Raw genomic sequence first — 16706 nt, forward strand, 5'->3', positions numbered from 1 at the left:
GGCCAAGATGAAGCTATTAAAAGTACTGGCAAGAATTCTGGAGTATCCGTCTGTTGAACTTCAGGCCTCCAAAGACTCCATGGTTGCTGCTGTTCTGGAGGACAGCCGGCTGCCACGGAAAAACAAGGAGCAACTGCTCCAGTGTATCGACCGTTTGTGTGGCAGTGATCTGCTGGATCTTGAAGAGGCCTATACAGGCACTTTCGACAAAGGCCGCGCAACTTCATTGCTGTTATTTGAACACGTGCACGGTGAATCCCGGGATCGCGGCCAGGCCATGGTGGACCTGATGGAACAGTACCGCGCCAACGGGCTGGAAATCGACGCCAGAGAACTGCCGGATTATCTGCCGCTGTTTCTGGAATATCTGTCGACCCGCCCCTGGGAAGAAATCCAGAACTGGCTGGAAGATATCCATCACATTCTTGGCCTTCTGGGTGAGCGGTTGTACCAGCGTGAGAGCTTTTATCACGTGGCGATGGACTCACTGCTGGAGCTGTCTGGCCGCACTACAGACCGCAGGGAACTGGCGCAGATCGTGGCCTCGGAAGAGCGCGATGACACGCCTGAAGCTCTGGACAAGGTCTGGGAAGAAGAAATGGTGAAGTTCGTGGACGATCAGGGCAGCTCGTGCAGTACCGGCGGCGTTGTTGGCCAGCGCCGTCGCGAGCTGGAACAGACCCAGACCATCCACCTCAGTGATCATCTGATGACGGATGTAACGCCCGCTCAGGCGCGTGCCGCCGCGAGAGACGCCTGAGGGCGCAGGAGGAGACCAAGATGATGTCTTATCTTAATACACTGATTTTCGGGATTTATCCGTACATCGCTCTGGTGGTGCTGTTTGTTGGCACCTGGGCAAGATACGACCATGGGCAGTTTACCTGGCGGGCGCAGTCCAGCCAGATACTGAGCAAGAAAAACATGGTAATGGCCAGTGTGCTGTTTCATGTGGGCATTCTGGTGATTTTCTTTGGCCATCTGGTGGGCCTTCTGACGCCGCACTTTATGTACGCACCCTTCATGAGCGCGGGCACCAAACAGGTGATGGCGATTGTCGTGGGCGGCATTGCCGGGGTGATGTGTCTGGTGGGCGGCGTCATGCTGGCCTATCGCAGGCTGACAGATCCAAGGGTACAGGCCAGCAGCACCTTTGCCGATAACATGATAATCATTGTTCTGGTGGTACAGGTGGCACTGGGTCTGCTGACGATTCTGCCAACGCTGGGCCACCTGGATGGCGGCACCATGATGCGATTGGCAAGCTGGGCACAAAGTATCCTCACCTTTCAGGGTGGAGCGGCTGAGTACATGGTCGGTGTTCACTGGATCTACAAGCTCCATATGTTCCTTGGCCTGACCATCTTTGTGCTCTTCCCGTTTACTCGCCTGGTGCACATGCTGAGTGTGCCCCTGGAATACTTCGGACGGAAGTATCAGGTAGTGCGTAAGAGGGCGTAACAGAAATACTGCCCCCTTCCACAAAGGGTAGGGGGCAATGAAGACATTTACGGAGACTTGTCATGCAACTGATCCCCACCGGTGTAGCCGAAAAACCCAGAAACCAGTTTCCACCGGTTTATGTGGGTGAAACCCTGATATCTGAAGAGGATATCGCCCGGGAAATGCAACACCACCCGGCTGAAGAAGTCGTTGAAGCCTGGCACGATGCCGCCAAAAGCCTTGTTATCCGTGAGCTTCTGTTGCAGCAGGCCAGAGTACTGAAACTGCCGGAAGAGCTGGATGAGGAATCCGCTATTGCCCGGGTGCTAGAGCTGGAACTTGATGTGCCTGAGCCCAGTGAGGAGGATTGCGAGCGCTTTCATGCTGCAAACCCGGGTCGTTTCCGCAGCCCGACGCTGATGGCCGTCAGTCATATTCTGCTGGCTGCCGCGCCGGATGATGTGCAGGAGCGTATGCGCCAGGAGGAGGTCGGCCAGCAGCTGTTGTCCTCCCTGCTTGAAGGTCGTGCCCAGTTTGCTCCGCTTGCCAGGCAATACTCTGCGTGTGAATCCCGCCATCAGGGCGGCAGCCTTGGCCAGATCAGCAAGGGACAGACGGTTGAAGAGTTTGAACGGCCGGTTCTCAGGCTCCAGGAAGGCCTTAATCCGGAACTGATTGAAAGCCGGTATGGCTGGCACCTTGTTCGCGTGGATCAGCGGATCGATGGTGAACAGCTGCCTTATGAGCATGTGAAGCCGAAAATCCGCCAATACCTGAGCGAGAGCGTAACCCGGCGGGCATTCCGGCAGTATCTGCAGGTTCTGGCTGCGGAGGCAGGCGTCAAGGGGATAGATCTTGAACTCCCGGATTCACCGTTGATGCAGTGATGCATTTACGTTAGCGCATGGGCGGCACTGCGAAAGTAGTTGGCAGTGCTAACTATTGCGTTAAGTCAAATCCCCGGGATTAACCATGATTATACCCCCATGGAGGGAGGGATTTTTCAGGGTTGATCCCCTATCATTTAAAGCATGATTTCGGATACATGATTAAAAAGGGATATGACAATGGTGGCTATGCAATCTGCAGAAACCCGCTACACCAAGCCGGTTCTGGTAGCGGTCAACACACTGACGGAAGATGAAAGCGGACTGGAGCCATTGCGCAATCATGCCCTGTTTAATGCTCTCAGTGCGGTGGATCTGCAAAACCTTATCTTGCAGTCGCGTCGCCTTCGCCTGGGGCATCATCAGCTGCTTTACCGGCAGGATATGCCCGCGCATCACTTCTTCTTTGTTATATCCGGCCGCTTGCGGCTATACCGGCTGGATTCATCCGGCGTTGACCGGACGCTCGACAGTATCGCTCCCGGTGACTGTTTTGCTGAAGTCATGATTTATGCCGATCCGGCCCGCTATGCCTGCTATGCGGAAGCTCTGAAATCCAGCGAGGTTCTGATGATCCCGGTCAGGGCCTACCAGGAACTGCTGGACAGTAACCCTGAATACGCTCATGCAGCGCTCCGGCACTATGCCATGCGCGCTGTGTCCCGGTTTCATGATCTTGAGATCATGACCGTTCAGAATGCCCGCGATCGCCTGATTCGCTATCTGATTGATCTGCTGCCCAATGGCGCGGCAGAAGGCGGTGAAGTCGAGTTGCCTTTGCCTAAGTGTCTGGTTGCATCCAGGCTGGCTATGCAACCGGAAACCTTCTCCCGGATTCTGGCAGATCTCAAGTCCAATGGGCTGATCCGCGTTAACCGGAGCAAGTTGTTCATCTCTGACCCCAAGCGATTGATCGAAATCAGCCAGTAATCCAGCTGGCAGCTCGTTCAATCGGCAATCGGGCCTCCAGACTCTGCAAAAGGAGGATGTATGAAAGCAAGAAAACAGCGACCCCTGATCTATTCCTGTTCCGGCTGTTCCGACGTGGCGCAGCTTGCAAACAATACGGCGGTAAAGCTGGATCACGCCGGTGAGTTTGAGATGTCCTGCATTTCCGGTGTTGGCGGTAAGGTGCCTTCTCTGGTGAATACTGCACGTTCGGGACGCTCTATTACCGTGATTGATGGCTGCCCTCTGCACTGTGCCCGGACATGCCTCGAAAATATCGGAGTAGAGGCAGATGAGCATGTGCGTCTGTACGAGTTCGGCTTCAGGAAGCATTACGGCCAGAGTTATGGTGACGAAGCCATAGAAGAAGTCTGCGAAGAGGTTCTCCGGCGCAGAGACGCCCAATTACTGATTGCCCGCCAGGCGTAACCAGCGCTTGTCAGCTATTTCTGAGGATATTGCATTCATGATCAGCCATTACAGCGATCTGATTAAAGCTGCCGAAATCGAGCATGAGCCCCAGCGTCTGCTATTTGTTTTTTGTCGGGCAGAATTGCCGGACGACGCCTCTGCAGAAGAAACAGCTGCGTTTGAGAGCGGTGAGGGCGGTGCACTTACTCCTGTTATCTGTGTGGATAAAACCCCGCAGGAAGTCCCTGAGTTTTCCTTGCTGGCAGAAGAATCCCGAAGCACTGGGCAGGCATGGGACGTTGTGTTTGTTGCCGCAATGTCAGGCCGTGAGGGCACGCCTCCATCTTCGGATGAAGCCCGGCAACCGATGACCATGATGGTGGAATCAATCCGTCTGGGGCATATCAGTAATTATCTTCCTCTGGACAAGAGCGGAAACGCAGTAAGCCTGGGCTGACGCCATTCACCTCTCTGGCTTTCCGGCAGGAAGGTATATCCATATAGAGGTATTTGATTTATTTATAAACTGCCTAGACTGTGCGGTTCTCATTCAGGTGATTCGTTGCTGCTGTAGAGGGCTGGCTTTGAACGTTTTTTCCCGCACTTTGTTTTGTTTTTTTGCTTTCCTCATGTCCGTTGCCCCTTCGGTTCAGGCCCAACCAGTGAGTCAGTATGAGCCGGTCGCCGGGCGTCAGGTTATCCAGAAAGCCTTTCCAGACGTTACTCGCCTTGAGTCCCTGGAAGGTAACCGGGCTATTCAGGAACTGTATGCTGGTGATGAACTCAAAGGCTACGCCTATCAGTCTCTGGATTTCGTACAGACCCCGGCCTATTCCGGAAAACCTCTGAACGCAGTGGTGGTTCTTGATACGGAAGGCACCATCCGCTTTGCCAAAGTCATTCAGCATCATGAGCCCATACTTCTGGTGGGTATTCCTGAAAGCAAACTTCACGACTTTACCGACCAGTACGCAGGCCTGAAGGCCGATCAGCGAGTCACAGTGGGCGGAACGTCTTCTGAGCGAAAGGTGGCTGTCGACGGTCTCTCGGGAGCAACAGTGACCGTGATGGTGGTTAACGAAGTGATTATGCGCACAGCTCACCGCGTAGGGGTTGAGCTGGGCCTGGTCGAAGGCAGTGGCACCAAACGCCCGCCCAACGCAGAAGTTATTGAAGATGGCTTTCAGCCGCGCACCTGGGAAGATCTGACGGGCGATGGCTCAATTCGCCGCCTGCTGCTCACCAAAGGCCAGGTTGATGATTCATTCAAGGGCACTGATGCTGAGGGGATAGAAACCGCTGCGCCCGATGAGCGTGATGAGGCGCTCATTGACCTCTATGCGGCTTACCTTGATGCACCCTCTATTGGCCGTAACCTTCTTGGTGAGAAACAGTACGAGTGGCTTGCTTCCGAGTTGCTGGAAGGGGAGCAGGCCATTGCTGTTATGGCCAACGGCGAGTACTCATTTAAAGGCTCTGGTTACGTGCGTGGTGGTATTTTCGACCGGGTTCAGATCCGTCAGTACGGAGATACTTTCAACTTCCGCGATCTGGATTTTTACCGGCTCAGCGATGTCTACGCCCAGGGCATGCCCGAGTTCAGGGAAATGGCCATTTTTATTATCCGGCAGCAGCACAACTTTGATCCGGGTGCACCCTGGACTCTTGAGCTGACCGTGAAACGCCAGACCGGTCCTCTGGACAGTGAGTTTCAGGTATTTCCTCTGGAGTATCAGCTCCCGGATCAGTATTACACCCGGGCCGAGACGGTACTTACCGAAGAAGAATGGCTTGAAGAACAGCCTCTGTGGGTGCAGGTGTGGTACCAGCGCCAGTTTCAGGTGATCGTTCTGGGCGTGGGTATTCTGGTGCTCCTGCTGATTCTGTTCTTCCAGGACTGGCTGGTAAAGAAACCCGGAATTACACGCTGGATCCGCCACGCATTTCTGACCTATACGCTGTTCTTTATCGGCTGGTTTGCGCTGGGTCAGCTATCCATTGTTAACGTTCTGGCTTTTGTGCACAGCCTGGTGAGCGGTTTCACCTGGGAAACCTTCCTGATTGATCCGATTGTGTTTGTACTCTGGGCCGCCGTGGCGGGCATCGTGCTGCTATGGGGACGGGCTGTTTATTGCGGCTGGCTCTGCCCCTTTGGCGCCCTGCAGGAATTGATCAACGAGATCGCGCGCAAGTTCAAAGTGCCTCAGTACACGGTGCCCTGGGCCATCCATGAGCGCCTGTGGGCTGTGAAATACATTGTCCTGCTGGTGCTTTTCGGCGTGTCGCTGGACTCCCTGGCAACTGCAGAAAAGATGGCGGAAATTGAACCATTCAAAACCGCGATAACCCTTCACTTTGACCGTAGCTGGCCATTTGTAACTTACGCAGCCCTGCTGCTGTTTGTGAATCTTTTCACCCGTAAAGTGTTTTGCCGCTATATGTGCCCGCTGGGGGCTGCGCTTGCGTTACCTACAAAACTGCGTGTTTTTGACTGGTTAAAGCGCCGCAAGGAGTGTGGTAACCCTTGCAGGCTGTGCGACAAAGAATGCGAAGTGCAGGCCATTCATCCTGACGGCACCATCAACTATCAGGAATGCCATTACTGTCTTGATTGCCAGATGACCTATTTCGATGACCATAAATGTCCTCCGTTGATCGTCAAGCGCCGGGGCAAGCGTCGTGGTCATAACGCACCGGGCCATCCGGAGGAGATTCCGGTGGTTCAGATAACCTAGCAGTACAAAATCAAAAAAATGAAAAATAAAACGCCATTACCAATAACGGAGTTGGATGCTATGAAAAAGACAGATGAGTGCGAAAAGGACGTGCCCGAAAATGGCGAAAGCGGCCTGAGCCGTCGCCGCTTCCTTGGCGCCACTGCGCTGGCTGGAGCTGTTGGTGCCGCTGGCCTTGGTGGTACAGTCATGACCCGTGAAGCCTTTGCAGCTGCCGCCAAAGAAGCCCAGAACAAGATCCACGTTGGCCCGGGTGAACTGGACGAGTACTACGGTTTCTGGAGTGGCGGTCACCAGGGCGAGGTGCGTGTTCTTGGCGTACCGTCCATGCGTGAGCTGATGCGTATTCCTGTGTTTAACGTTGACCCAGCAACAGGCTGGGGGATAACCAACGAAAGTAAAGATGTTCTTGGCCACGACAACAAGTTCCTGAACGGCGACTGTCACCATCCGCACGTTTCCATGACCGATGGTCGTTATGACGGTAAATATCTGTTCATTAACGACAAAGCCAATACTCGTGTTGCGCGTATCCGCCTGGATATCATGAAGTGCGACAAGATCACTCACATTCCGAACGTACAGGCCATTCATGGTCTGCGCCTGCAGAAAGTGCCACACACCAAGTATGTGTTCTGTAATGCCGAATATGTAATTCCTCACCCGAATGACGGCAGCGACTTTTCCATGGAGAACAGCTACACCATGTTTAACGCACTGGATGCGGAAACCATGGAAGTCGCCTGGCAGGTGATTGTAGACGGCAACCTGGATAACACAGATGCTGATTACACGGGCAAGTATGCGGCTTCTACCTGCTACAACTCTGAGAAGGCTTCGGATCTCGCCGGTACCATGCGTAACGATCGCGACTGGGTTGTGGTGTTCAACGTGGAGCGCATAGAAGCCGCTGTGAAAAACGGTGACTTCAGGACTCTGGGTGATTCCAAAGTGCCAGTGGTGGATGGACGCTCCGGCTCAAAGCTGACTCGCTATATTCCTGTGCCGAAGAACCCGCACGGTGTGAACACCTCTCCGGATGGCAAGTATTTTATTGCTGCCGGTAAGCTGTCGCCCACGTGTACGGTTATTGCGATCGATAAGCTGGACGATGTGTTTGACGACAAAATCGAACTTCGTGATGTGGTTGTTGCTGAACCTGAACTGGGTCTTGGGCCTCTGCATACGACCTATGATGGCCGTGGCAACGCATACACCACACTGTTTATCGATAGCCAGGTGGCCAAGTGGAATATCGCTGATGCCATCAGGCATTACAACGGCGAGAAAGTTAACTATCTGCGCCAGAAGCTGGATGTGCACTACCAGCCGGGCCATAACCATGCATCACTGACGGAATCCCGGGATGCTGATGGCAAGTGGCTGGTTGTGTTGTCCAAGTTCTCGAAAGACCGTTTCCTGCCAGTAGGTCCTCTGCATCCGGAGAACGATCAGCTGATCGATATTTCCGGCGATGAGATGAAGCTGGTTCATGATGGTCCTACCTTTGCCGAGCCACACGACTGCATTATGGTCCGTCGTGATCAGATCAAGACCAAGAAGGTCTATACCCGCGATGATCCATACTTCGCAAGTGCCCGTGCACAGGCAGAGAAGGATGGTATTACTCTGGAATTCGACAACAAGGTAATCCGTGACGGTAACAAAGTCCGCGTTTACATGACGTCGGTTGCGCCCATGTATGGCCTTACTGAGTTCAAGGTGAAGCAGGGTGATGAGGTGACTGTGTATGTTACCAACCAGGACACCATTGAGGACGTGACCCATGGTTTCTCTATGGTAAACCACGGTGTGAGTATGGAAATCAGTCCTCAGCAGACTTCTTCGGTGACGTTTGTTGCGGATAAGCCTGGTGTTCACTGGTACTACTGCAACTGGTTCTGTCACGCTCTGCACATGGAGATGACTGGCCGGATGCTGGTGGAGAAGGTCTGATTCAGTAGGTATTACCGGGGCCCTTTGTTGGGCTCCGGTTTTGCTTACTTTTGAGAAGCAATACACAGGATGAGTCTCTACCAAAACACGCTGTGAATACGTCCTTGTACGCTTGGCTCCGCCATCCATGGCTCCGCACAGTTTTGGTAGAGACTCTTCCTGTGTATTGCCCGATTTTGGCAGTAGCTTTCTTCGAGAACTCATGTGATGCACCAGATTTTGCGTTTAGGGGTGGCCCTGACAGTCGCCTTTCTATCGCTGAGCGCCCGGGCCGATGTACAGCAGCAGCTGGATGATCTGGAACCCGGAGTTACCTTCGAGCTTCCTCCCGGAAACCTTTCGTCGCTGGCTATCAGGGTGCCGGGGGTGACTGTTGCCTGTGCTCCGGAAACCTTGATTGACGGAGGCGGCAAGGGCAATGCTGTTGAGATTCAGGCGGAGGGTGTGACCTTGTCTGGCTGTCGTATCCGGAACTGGGGTACGGATCTGAACACGTTGAATGCTGGCGTTTTCGTTCAGCGGGAGGCCCGTGGCGCGACGGTGGAGAACAGCGATCTTCAGGGTACTGCGTTTGGTATCTGGCTGGATGCGACGCCGGGTGTGACGGTGAAGAACAATACTATTCGTGGTGATGCGACGGTTCGTCCGAACGATCGGGGTAATGGAATCCATCTGTTCAATACCACCGGAGCGTTGATTGAAGGGAATGATATTCGTCAGACGCGGGATGCGATTTATATAGAGACGGCGAACGGGAACAGGATTCGCAATAACACCATGGCGGATCTGCGCTACGGGATTCACTACATGTACTCCATGGATAATCTCCTGGAAGGCAATGTGACCCAGGGAACCCGGACGGGTTATGCGTTGATGCAGAGTAAGCGTCTTACGGTAATTAATAACCGCTCCGAGAATGATGAGAACTACGGCATTCTGATGAACTTTATTACCCAGTCGGTGCTGCGGGGGAATGTGGTTTCAGGTGTATCGCAAGGCCAGACTGCCGGGGTGTCCGTTTCCGGGGCAGAGGGTAAGGCCGTTTTCATTTATAACTCTTTGTACAATACCTTTGAAAACAATGTGTTCCGGGACAGCGGTGTGGGCATTCATCTCACCGCAGGCTCGGAAGATAATGAGGTGGTTCGTAATGCGTTTATCAACAATCAGCGCCAGGTCAAGTATGTAGCCCTGCGGACACAGGAGTGGTCGAAGGACGGTGTGGGCAATTACTGGAGCGATTACCTGGGCTGGGACCGTAACCAGGATGGGGTTGGTGATGTGCCTTATGAGCCTAACGATAATGTTGATCGTTTGTTGTGGACCTACCCTGAAGCAAAAATTCTGATGTTCAGCCCGGCGGTGGATACGTTGCGCTGGGTTCAGGAGGCGTTTCCTGTTGTTAAGGCCGCGGGTGTGACCGATTCACACCCGCTGATGAGCCCCCCTACAATGTTAAAACCGGAGTCCTGATGAGCTGCTTTCATCTTGAGAATGTAAGCTACCGGTACGATAAGGCACTGGTATTGAATGGCGTTGATCTGCGTCTTGAGCCCGGAGAGATTCTCGGGCTGTTTGGTCACAACGGAGCGGGCAAAACCACCAGTATCAAACTGATTCTGGGGCTTATGAGGCCGACCGGGGGCCGGGTGTCTGTGCTGCATGGCGAGGCGGGTGACTCCGGAGTCAGCCAGCACATAGGTTACCTGCCAGAGAATGTGATGTTCTATCCGCAGCTTACCGGCCGGGAAATTCTCACTCATTTTGCCCGGCTCAAAGGCGCGGACCTGCGCCAGGTTCCGAAGCTTCTGGGACAGGTGGGGCTGGACGATGCCATGGATACCCGGGTTAAAACCTACTCCAAAGGCATGCGCCAGCGGCTTGGCCTTGCCCAGGCATTGCTCGGAAAACCCCGGCTGCTGATGCTGGACGAGCCCACTGTCGGGCTGGATCCGGTAGCGACAGCTGATCTATACAGGTTGCTACGCAAGTTGCGTGATGAGGGTACAGGTATCGTGCTCTGTTCCCATGTACTTCCCGGGGTGGAACCTTATATCGACAGAGCCGCGATTCTCACCAATGGCAGTCTGAAAGCTGTTGGCGACCTTGGCGCTCTGCGCCGGCAGGCAAACATGCCGGTAACCCTTTCTCTTGAACCCGAAAACAGCGTGGAAGCGCTGGAAGTCGCTGTAAACAATGCACAGGCTTCTGCGGGTCTGATGGTGCACCATGACAACGGCCGGTTGCATGTGGATGTCCAGCCATCCGCAAAAATGGCGCTGGTCAAAGCTCTGATGGCATCCGGCGAGGTGCGTGACATGGGCATCTATCAGCCCACGCTGGAGGATGTCTATGTGCACTTTATTGGCTCGGGCGGACTCGCCCACCGTGGAGGTGCCCAATGAACAGCATCTGGACCATCGCCCGCAAGGAACTCAGCGATAGTTTTCGAAACCGCTGGCTGATTGCGATCGCACTGGTGTTCGCAATACTTGCGCTGGGCATTGCCTGGTTTGGAGCAGCGGCATCCGGGCAGGTGGGTTACGCATCCACGCCGGCAACGATAGCCAGCCTGGCCAGCCTGGGTATTTTTCTTATCCCGCTTATTGCACTGCTGCTGGCCTACGATGCCATCGTAGGGGAAGAAGAGGGCGGCACACTCCTTCTGTTGATGACCTATCCTCTGAGTCGTGGGCAACTGCTGTTCGGCAAGTTTCTTGGTCATGGGTTAACTCTTGCACTGGCCACACTGGCTGGCTTTGGTGTGGCCGGTATAGCTATCGCCTTGCTGGTAGACGACATTGCGGTTGGCGCGCTCGCTATTGCCATGTTGCGCTTTATTGCGTCAACCACACTGCTTGGTTGGGGCTTCATTGCATTGGCATATGTGGTCAGTGTGCGGGTGGGTGAGAAACCCGTTGCTGCAGGACTGGCGCTTGCGATCTGGTTCTTCTTTGTTCTGGTTTTTGATCTGCTGTTGCTTGGTGTTCTGGTTGCAAGTCAGGGCGAATTCAATCCCGATTTACTGCCCTGGCTTTTGTTGCTGAACCCTACGGATATATATCGTTTGCTCAACATTGTTGCTTTCAGTGATGGCGCGCAGCTCAGTGGTGTTCTCAGCCTGGGCTCTGATTTGCCTGTCGGCCCCGCCGGGCTCTGGCTGGCACTGGTTCTTTGGTTTGTTATTCCCTTAACCGGCGCATGGGCTCTGTTCCGTAACCGTCGTATCTGATCTGGAGATTTTCATGAAACCTGTTCGTTCAGTATTTTTGCCCGCTATGCTGATGTTTACGGCATTCCTGTCAGGGTGTTCCGGAGAGACAGAAGCGGTCGCCGAAAAGCCTGCACCTGTGCATATTGAATCCGGCGATGAGTGCCACGTGTGCGGGATGGCGATAACCCGTTTTCCCGGACCCAAAGGCGAAGTGATTACCGAAAAGGAACAGGCCGTTCACAAGTTCTGCTCCACCCGTGACATGTTCTCCTGGGTACTGCAGCCTGAGAACGTAAATCGCAACCATACTCTGTATGTGCATGATATGAGCCAGACTGAATGGGATAGCCCGGCAGATACAGCTCTGATTGACGCCCGCGACGCCTTCTATGTGGTTGGCTCTGAACGTAAAGGCGCTATGGGTCCGACTCTCGCATCTTTCTCAACGGAAGCGGCTGCCCAGGGTTTCATGATGAAGCACGGTGGTGAAGTGGTGAGGTACGAAGCTATTACCCTGGAGCACCTGAACGCTGAGATGCCCATGGGTAATATGCATGGAAGTATGCATGGGAGTATGCACCACTAAGGCCGCACTTTTCTCCAAAGGGCGCGGCCTACAATCCTCACCTTGTCCCGGGTTTCCATCCGGCCAAGGTTTGTTTTGACTACGCCCTTGGTAAATCGTGTCGATTTGGAATAATCGATGCGCACGTCCACCAGAACCGGACGCCCTGCGGCTGATTTTTGCAGGGCGGTTGCCATACTTTCAGAAATGTCCTGATTTCCCGCCATTGATACAAACTCAACGCCACAGGCCCTGGCAAAAGCTTCATAGTCCACTGTGCCGAGTACTGTGCAGGTTTTCTGATTGTAAGGAATCTGTTGCGCCTGGGCGATCTGTGAAAGTTCCCCATCGTTGAATACGAATATCATGACTCCCGTTTGAAGGCGTGCGGCTGTTACCAGTTCCATACCTGTCATCAGCAATGCGCCGTCACCTACAATACCAACAACCTGCCGCTCCGGGTTCGCCAGTTTGGCGCCGATGGCACCTGGAACGCAGTAGCCCATGGCATTGAAGTCGCTGGGCGACATGTAATTCCTTGGCCCCAGGATGGGCATCAGCTCGGCTACCAGGAAGGTATGGTTGCCATCATCTGCGACGATGATTGCATCGTCCTTCAGTTGTTCGCGCAGGTGGCTGAAAAACAGTTCCGGGTTTACGCGATCGCCGCTGTCGTGATCCCGCCATTCTTTCTTGTAAGCGGCTTTGTCTCTGGCAATCTGTTCCCGGATACCGGTATTGGCAGGAGCAGATTTTATTGCTTTTACCGCTTTCAGGAGCGCGGGCAGGGTAACTCTGGCATCGCCCTCAATCGTGTGGCTGGCGGGGTAGTTGGCATTGAAAACCTCAGGGTTGATGTCCAGATGAATCAGGCTTTCAGGAGGGTTGATGCCATAGCTGCCAGTGGGAATTTCGGAGAATCGGGTGCCGATGGCCAGCAGGCAGTCCACTTTGGCAAAGGCATTGGTTGCCGCCGGCACTGCATAGTTACCCATGCCCATTCCCGTGTGCAACGGGTGGTTTCCCGGGAAAGCGCTGAGTCCCTGAAGTGTGGTTGCAACCGGTGCGTCCAGCAGTTCGGCCAGTTCGATCAGGTCTGCTTGCGCGTCGACAGAGCCCCAGCCAGCAAAAATGCCCGGCTGCCGGGCATCTGCGAGAGCCTGTGCGGCAGCATCAACCAGTGCCTGTTCCGGTTGCTTCGGCGCCGGTGGAGCCTGGTAAAGGGGCATGTCATCTACGTCACCCAGAAAATTACTGATATTGAATGGGATTTCGATAAAGACCGGGCCAGGCTCGCCCCCCGTGGCTGTGTCATAGGCTTCGTAGAGCGTAGGTATGATCTGGCGGTGGCTGGTAATGCGCCAGGTTTTCTTGGTGATCGGCTTGAGCAGGCTGTGCTGATCCATCTCATGGAGCTGGTAACGGTGCCCCGACTCAGAATGGATTCCGCCAGAAATAATCAGCATGGGAATGCCATCAATGCCGGCCTCTCCGATGCCACTGGCCGCATGCGTAACACCTGCGGCGGGAACAATAAGCATAGTGCCCAATTCAGCACCGGTGCGGCTTACGGCATCTGCCATGAACGCGCCACCACCTTCATGGGTGACAAGTGTTGGCTCGATGCTTTCAGAGCGGTTCAGCTCGTCATAAATTTCGGTGGTGTGTACGCCCGGAATGCCAAAAGTACGGCGGATGCCGAGCTGTTCCAGTGCATGGCGAACAAGGGTGGCGCCGGATTTCTTCATGGATATGCCCTGATATTTATTATTGTGGATGCATGGTGGTCTTCACAGGCGGCCGGCAATGCTTTGAGCTGCCCGTCTGCCGTTAAGAATACAGTTGGAGAGAAACGTGCCCTCCAGAGATCTTATACCGGAGATTCCGCCGCCGCCAAACCCTGTGGCTTCGCCTGCGGCATAGAGCCCGGGAATGGCGTTTCCGGTGTGGCTGAGTACGCGGGAGTGAGTGTCTGTTTGCATACCACCCATGCTTTTCCGGCTGATCAGCTGTTCACGAATAGCAATCAGCGGGCCCGCCCCCGGGTCCAGAACAGGTTGCAGGTTGCAGGTGCGAAACCTGTCTGGCAGCCAGTTTCTCAGCTGTACCAGCCTGCGTATCTGGTCGTCGTTCTGCAGTCTTTTACCCCGGGCTATATTGCTGTCATAGGTGCGGATATCGTTAATCATGTCGTCTGCGTGAACATCCTGATTGCCTGCGGCATGGTTCATCTTCCCCGCAAGTTCCTCAGGTGAGTTAGCGCTGACAACATCCGGACAGCAGTTCAGAAGCCAGTCCACCAGGGCAGGATCTCCGCCGCGCAGGGTGTTCCAGATTACGCGATGCAGTTTGCCATCGCGAAAATCCGGATTGGTGTCGGTGCCCGACACGGCAAGTTCCCGCACGGCAATCCGATAGTTCATCACCTGCCAGGAAATCTGGCCGGGGAGGTTGCCTATCTGTTTGCAGAGATCGTGTGTATCGAAACCGGTAATCAGCGGCATGGGCCCAATCCGGCGGCCATGGCGATCCATCCAGAGTGCGGATCGTGGAGGTATAAGGCTCAGGCCGTGGTCCGGGAAGGCGGGTTCCGGATGACGAACGCCTGCTGCGTAATTCCACATCTGGTTGAGATTGACGACACGCCCGCCCGCTCTGGTAACTTCATCGTGCATGGCGCCGTCTGCATCCGGGCTGGAGCCACTAAGCAGGTTGTCTGGAGCCGGGCCATAGCAGGGGTCCCAGTGCTGGCGAACCTTGTCGAGGTTGCCGTTTATTCCGCCGGTACAGACCACAGTATGGGTAGCGGAAACAGAGAAAGTGCGAGGTTCATTGCTGATGCTGCCCTGGCACCCGGTAATCTTTCCATCACTCTGGTCAAGGGTATTAACCCTGTGATTATGAAGAAGAGTGAGTTGCTTTCGGTTGGGGTGAGATTCCAGTTGCTGCAACAAGGTTTGCACCACCCCCCGGCCGCAGCCCCAGGCTATGTGGTAGCGGGGGACACTGTTGCCGTTGCCATACAAGCCTCGTTCAACCCACTGCACGGAGGGGAAGAAGCGGATGCCTCGTTGTTTCAGCCAGTCATAGATCGCAGGCCGGTTCTGCTCTGCATAGAGCTCAGCCCAGAGCCTTGGCCAATGGTCTTCGGCGCTGAAGCAGGCCGCATTGTGCCAGTCAGAAAGTAGCAGTTCCGGGGAGTCTTTGATTTTGTTTCGGGCCTGCTCAGGTGTGCTGCTCAGCAGCATGCCACCGAAGGCATCATTGGCCTGGCCTCCGGGTTTGCCGCCAGGTGCACCATCCAGCAGTACTACCGGTATGTTGAAATCCAGGAGTTCCAGCGTCGTGGCTATTCCAGCGAGGCCCGCACCAATTACTGCAACTTCGGTTTTATAGGTATGCATGGCTCGTTATCGGCTCATTTTTATTGTTTGTTTGTATCAGAGCTTAATGCCTGGCTCTCCATCAAACCAGCACAATGACAGAGGTCAGAAGTGGGGATCAGCCTCCCGTCATATTCATGAATCGAAGAATCTGGACGTCGCCGTTTGCGGAAAAGTGGTGGCGCTCAGGCTTGAGGTCCATGGAGTCGATAATGGTTTGCCGGAGTTTGTCGTCTGTTACCGGGTGGCTGCGCAGAACCCGGCGCAGGTCAACAGAATGCTCATTCCCCAGGCAGAGAAGTAAACGGCCCTCAACGGTCAATCTCACACGGTTACAGGTGGAACAGAAGTTGTGGGAGTGGGGTGAAATAAAGCCCACTTTGGTGGTGCTGTCTGACATCCGGTAATAACGGGCCGGGCCACCGGAGTCTTCAGGTGTCGGAATCAGGTCGTGCTTCTGGCGGACAATGTCGCGCACTTCTTCACTGGTACACAGAGCCTGCCCACGATCGTGCTCTGAAATGTTACCCAGGGGCATCTCTTCTATGAAGGTAATGTCGATATTTTTTTTGCGGGCAAACTCTACAAGGTCCGGAATCTCATGGTCGTTCCCGCCTTTCATCACGACAGTGTTCAGTTTGATGCCTTTGAATCCGGCGTCTCTGGCAGCGTCTATACCCTCAAGCACACGGGACAGTTTCCCGGTACGGGTGATACTTGCGAACTTTTCCGGATCCAGGGAGTCCAGGCTGATATTCAGCCGCTTCAGACCTGCTTTACGAAGGGGTTCCGCCATGGTGGGCAGTTGGCTGCCATTGGTGGTCATGGCGAAGTCACGCAGGCCGTAGGTGCCGATCTCTTTCACCAGTTCGATAATATCTTTGCGAACCAGCGGCTCACCGCCTGTAAGACGGATTTTTTCCGTACCCAGAGAAACGAATGTTCTGGCCACCCGAGCGATTTCCTCAAGTGTCAGGACCTGTTGCCTCGGCAAAAAGGTCATCTCCTCCGCCATACAGTATACGCAACGGAAGTCGCAGCGGTCGGTAACGGACAGGCGTACGTAATTGACGGTTCTGCCAAAACGGTCTGTCAGTTTGCTCTGGGACATCTGTTTGTTTCCTGTAACTGCTGATTATGCGTTTACGGATTGATGATAGCGCA

General features: G+C 54.4%; 15 protein-coding genes. 12 read left to right on the forward strand and 3 right to left on the reverse strand.

The annotated features are described in order from the left end of the window. Positions 1-7 precede the first annotated feature (7 nt). From narJ to CPA50_RS01765, 12 genes are all read left to right on the forward strand, one after another. Positions 8-760 carry a nitrate reductase molybdenum cofactor assembly chaperone gene (narJ, locus tag CPA50_RS01710; RefSeq protein ID WP_096780760.1) on the forward strand — a complete coding sequence of 251 codons (753 nt, stop codon included), beginning with the start codon at positions 8-10 and terminating at the stop codon, positions 758-760. Positions 761-783: 23 nt separating this feature from the next. After that, the gene (narI, locus tag CPA50_RS01715; RefSeq protein ID WP_096782285.1) at positions 784-1461 is read left to right on the forward strand and encodes a respiratory nitrate reductase subunit gamma; all 678 of its coding nucleotides are present in this window, start codon (positions 784-786) and stop codon (positions 1459-1461) included. A gap of 62 nt (positions 1462-1523) precedes the next feature. After that, entirely contained in the window at positions 1524-2330 is an 807-nt protein-coding gene (locus CPA50_RS01720) for a peptidylprolyl isomerase (RefSeq protein ID WP_096780761.1), read from the forward strand. Positions 2331-2510: 180 nt separating this feature from the next. After that, a complete protein-coding gene (locus tag CPA50_RS01725; RefSeq protein ID WP_096780762.1) occupies positions 2511-3260 on the forward strand; it encodes a Crp/Fnr family transcriptional regulator in 750 nt (249 codons plus the stop codon). A 60-nt stretch (positions 3261-3320) separates the two neighbouring features. Further along, on the forward strand, positions 3321-3707 hold the full coding sequence (locus CPA50_RS01730) for a putative zinc-binding protein (protein ID WP_096780763.1): 387 nt from the start codon (positions 3321-3323) through the stop codon (positions 3705-3707). Positions 3708-3744: 37 nt separating this feature from the next. After that, entirely contained in the window at positions 3745-4146 is a 402-nt protein-coding gene (locus CPA50_RS01735; protein WP_096782286.1) for a ribonucleotide reductase subunit alpha, read from the forward strand. 172 nt (positions 4147-4318) lie between these two features. Next, positions 4319-6424, forward strand: a complete 2106-nt coding sequence (gene nosR, locus CPA50_RS01740) for a transcriptional regulator NosR (protein ID WP_096782287.1) — start codon at positions 4319-4321, stop codon at positions 6422-6424. A 60-nt stretch (positions 6425-6484) separates the two neighbouring features. Then, on the forward strand, positions 6485-8380 hold the full coding sequence (gene nosZ / locus CPA50_RS01745; RefSeq protein ID WP_096780764.1) for a TAT-dependent nitrous-oxide reductase: 1896 nt from the start codon (positions 6485-6487) through the stop codon (positions 8378-8380). A gap of 207 nt (positions 8381-8587) precedes the next feature. Beyond that, positions 8588-9853 (forward strand): nitrous oxide reductase family maturation protein NosD, encoded by a 1266-nt coding sequence (locus tag CPA50_RS01750; RefSeq protein ID WP_096780765.1) that lies wholly within the window; start codon positions 8588-8590, stop codon positions 9851-9853. Then, positions 9853-10785: an ATP-binding cassette domain-containing protein gene (locus CPA50_RS01755; protein WP_096780766.1), complete on the forward strand. Its 933-nt coding sequence runs from the start codon at positions 9853-9855 to the stop codon at positions 10783-10785. The genes CPA50_RS01750 and CPA50_RS01755 overlap by 1 nt, the downstream gene beginning before the upstream one ends. Further along, positions 10782-11612 (forward strand): ABC transporter permease, encoded by an 831-nt coding sequence (locus CPA50_RS01760; protein WP_096780767.1) that lies wholly within the window; start codon positions 10782-10784, stop codon positions 11610-11612. Before CPA50_RS01755 ends, CPA50_RS01760 begins: the two co-directional genes overlap by 4 nt. A gap of 13 nt (positions 11613-11625) precedes the next feature. Next, the gene (locus CPA50_RS01765; protein WP_096780768.1) at positions 11626-12180 is read left to right on the forward strand and encodes a nitrous oxide reductase accessory protein NosL; all 555 of its coding nucleotides are present in this window, start codon (positions 11626-11628) and stop codon (positions 12178-12180) included. On the opposite strand, the gene CPA50_RS01770 is transcribed toward CPA50_RS01765, so the two are convergent. The 3 genes from CPA50_RS01770 to moaA form a co-directional block, all read right to left on the reverse strand. After that, positions 12177-13907, reverse strand: a complete 1731-nt coding sequence (locus CPA50_RS01770) for a thiamine pyrophosphate-binding protein (protein ID WP_096780769.1) — start codon at positions 13905-13907, stop codon at positions 12177-12179. The genes CPA50_RS01765 and CPA50_RS01770 overlap by 4 nt on opposite strands. Before the next feature lie 42 nt (positions 13908-13949). Then, a complete protein-coding gene (locus tag CPA50_RS01775; protein ID WP_096780770.1) occupies positions 13950-15563 on the reverse strand; it encodes an FAD-dependent oxidoreductase in 1614 nt (537 codons plus the stop codon). A gap of 97 nt (positions 15564-15660) precedes the next feature. Continuing rightward, the gene (gene moaA, locus CPA50_RS01780; RefSeq protein ID WP_096780771.1) at positions 15661-16653 is read right to left on the reverse strand and encodes a GTP 3',8-cyclase MoaA; all 993 of its coding nucleotides are present in this window, start codon (positions 16651-16653) and stop codon (positions 15661-15663) included. Positions 16654-16706: the final 53 nt, after the last annotated feature.

Origin of the sequence: Marinobacter sp. ANT_B65, from assembly GCF_002407605.1 — a bacterium.
Classification (GTDB): domain Bacteria; phylum Pseudomonadota; class Gammaproteobacteria; order Pseudomonadales; family Oleiphilaceae; genus Marinobacter.

What these genes read in the sequence shown, in the direction of transcription:
- CPA50_RS01775 (WP_096780770.1), bottom strand. Translation starts at nt 15,563, where the DNA reads ATGCATACCTATAAAACCGAAGTTGCAGTAATTGGTGCGGGCCTCGCT.
- CPA50_RS01730 (WP_096780763.1), top strand. Translation starts at nt 3,321, where the DNA reads ATGAAAGCAAGAAAACAGCGACCCCTGATCTATTCCTGTTCCGGCTGT.
- CPA50_RS01735 (WP_096782286.1), top strand. Translation starts at nt 3,745, where the DNA reads ATGATCAGCCATTACAGCGATCTGATTAAAGCTGCCGAAATCGAGCAT.
- nosZ (WP_096780764.1), top strand. Translation starts at nt 6,485, where the DNA reads ATGAAAAAGACAGATGAGTGCGAAAAGGACGTGCCCGAAAATGGCGAA.
- CPA50_RS01760 (WP_096780767.1), top strand. Translation starts at nt 10,782, where the DNA reads ATGAACAGCATCTGGACCATCGCCCGCAAGGAACTCAGCGATAGTTTT.
- narI (WP_096782285.1), top strand. Translation starts at nt 784, where the DNA reads ATGTCTTATCTTAATACACTGATTTTCGGGATTTATCCGTACATCGCT.
- moaA (WP_096780771.1), bottom strand. Translation starts at nt 16,653, where the DNA reads ATGTCCCAGAGCAAACTGACAGACCGTTTTGGCAGAACCGTCAATTAC.
- CPA50_RS01720 (WP_096780761.1), top strand. Translation starts at nt 1,524, where the DNA reads ATGCAACTGATCCCCACCGGTGTAGCCGAAAAACCCAGAAACCAGTTT.
- nosR (WP_096782287.1), top strand. Translation starts at nt 4,319, where the DNA reads ATGTCCGTTGCCCCTTCGGTTCAGGCCCAACCAGTGAGTCAGTATGAG.
- CPA50_RS01750 (WP_096780765.1), top strand. Translation starts at nt 8,588, where the DNA reads ATGCACCAGATTTTGCGTTTAGGGGTGGCCCTGACAGTCGCCTTTCTA.
- CPA50_RS01770 (WP_096780769.1), bottom strand. Translation starts at nt 13,907, where the DNA reads ATGAAGAAATCCGGCGCCACCCTTGTTCGCCATGCACTGGAACAGCTC.
- CPA50_RS01755 (WP_096780766.1), top strand. Translation starts at nt 9,853, where the DNA reads ATGAGCTGCTTTCATCTTGAGAATGTAAGCTACCGGTACGATAAGGCA.
- CPA50_RS01725 (WP_096780762.1), top strand. Translation starts at nt 2,511, where the DNA reads ATGGTGGCTATGCAATCTGCAGAAACCCGCTACACCAAGCCGGTTCTG.
- CPA50_RS01765 (WP_096780768.1), top strand. Translation starts at nt 11,626, where the DNA reads ATGAAACCTGTTCGTTCAGTATTTTTGCCCGCTATGCTGATGTTTACG.
- narJ (WP_096780760.1), top strand. Translation starts at nt 8, where the DNA reads ATGAAGCTATTAAAAGTACTGGCAAGAATTCTGGAGTATCCGTCTGTT.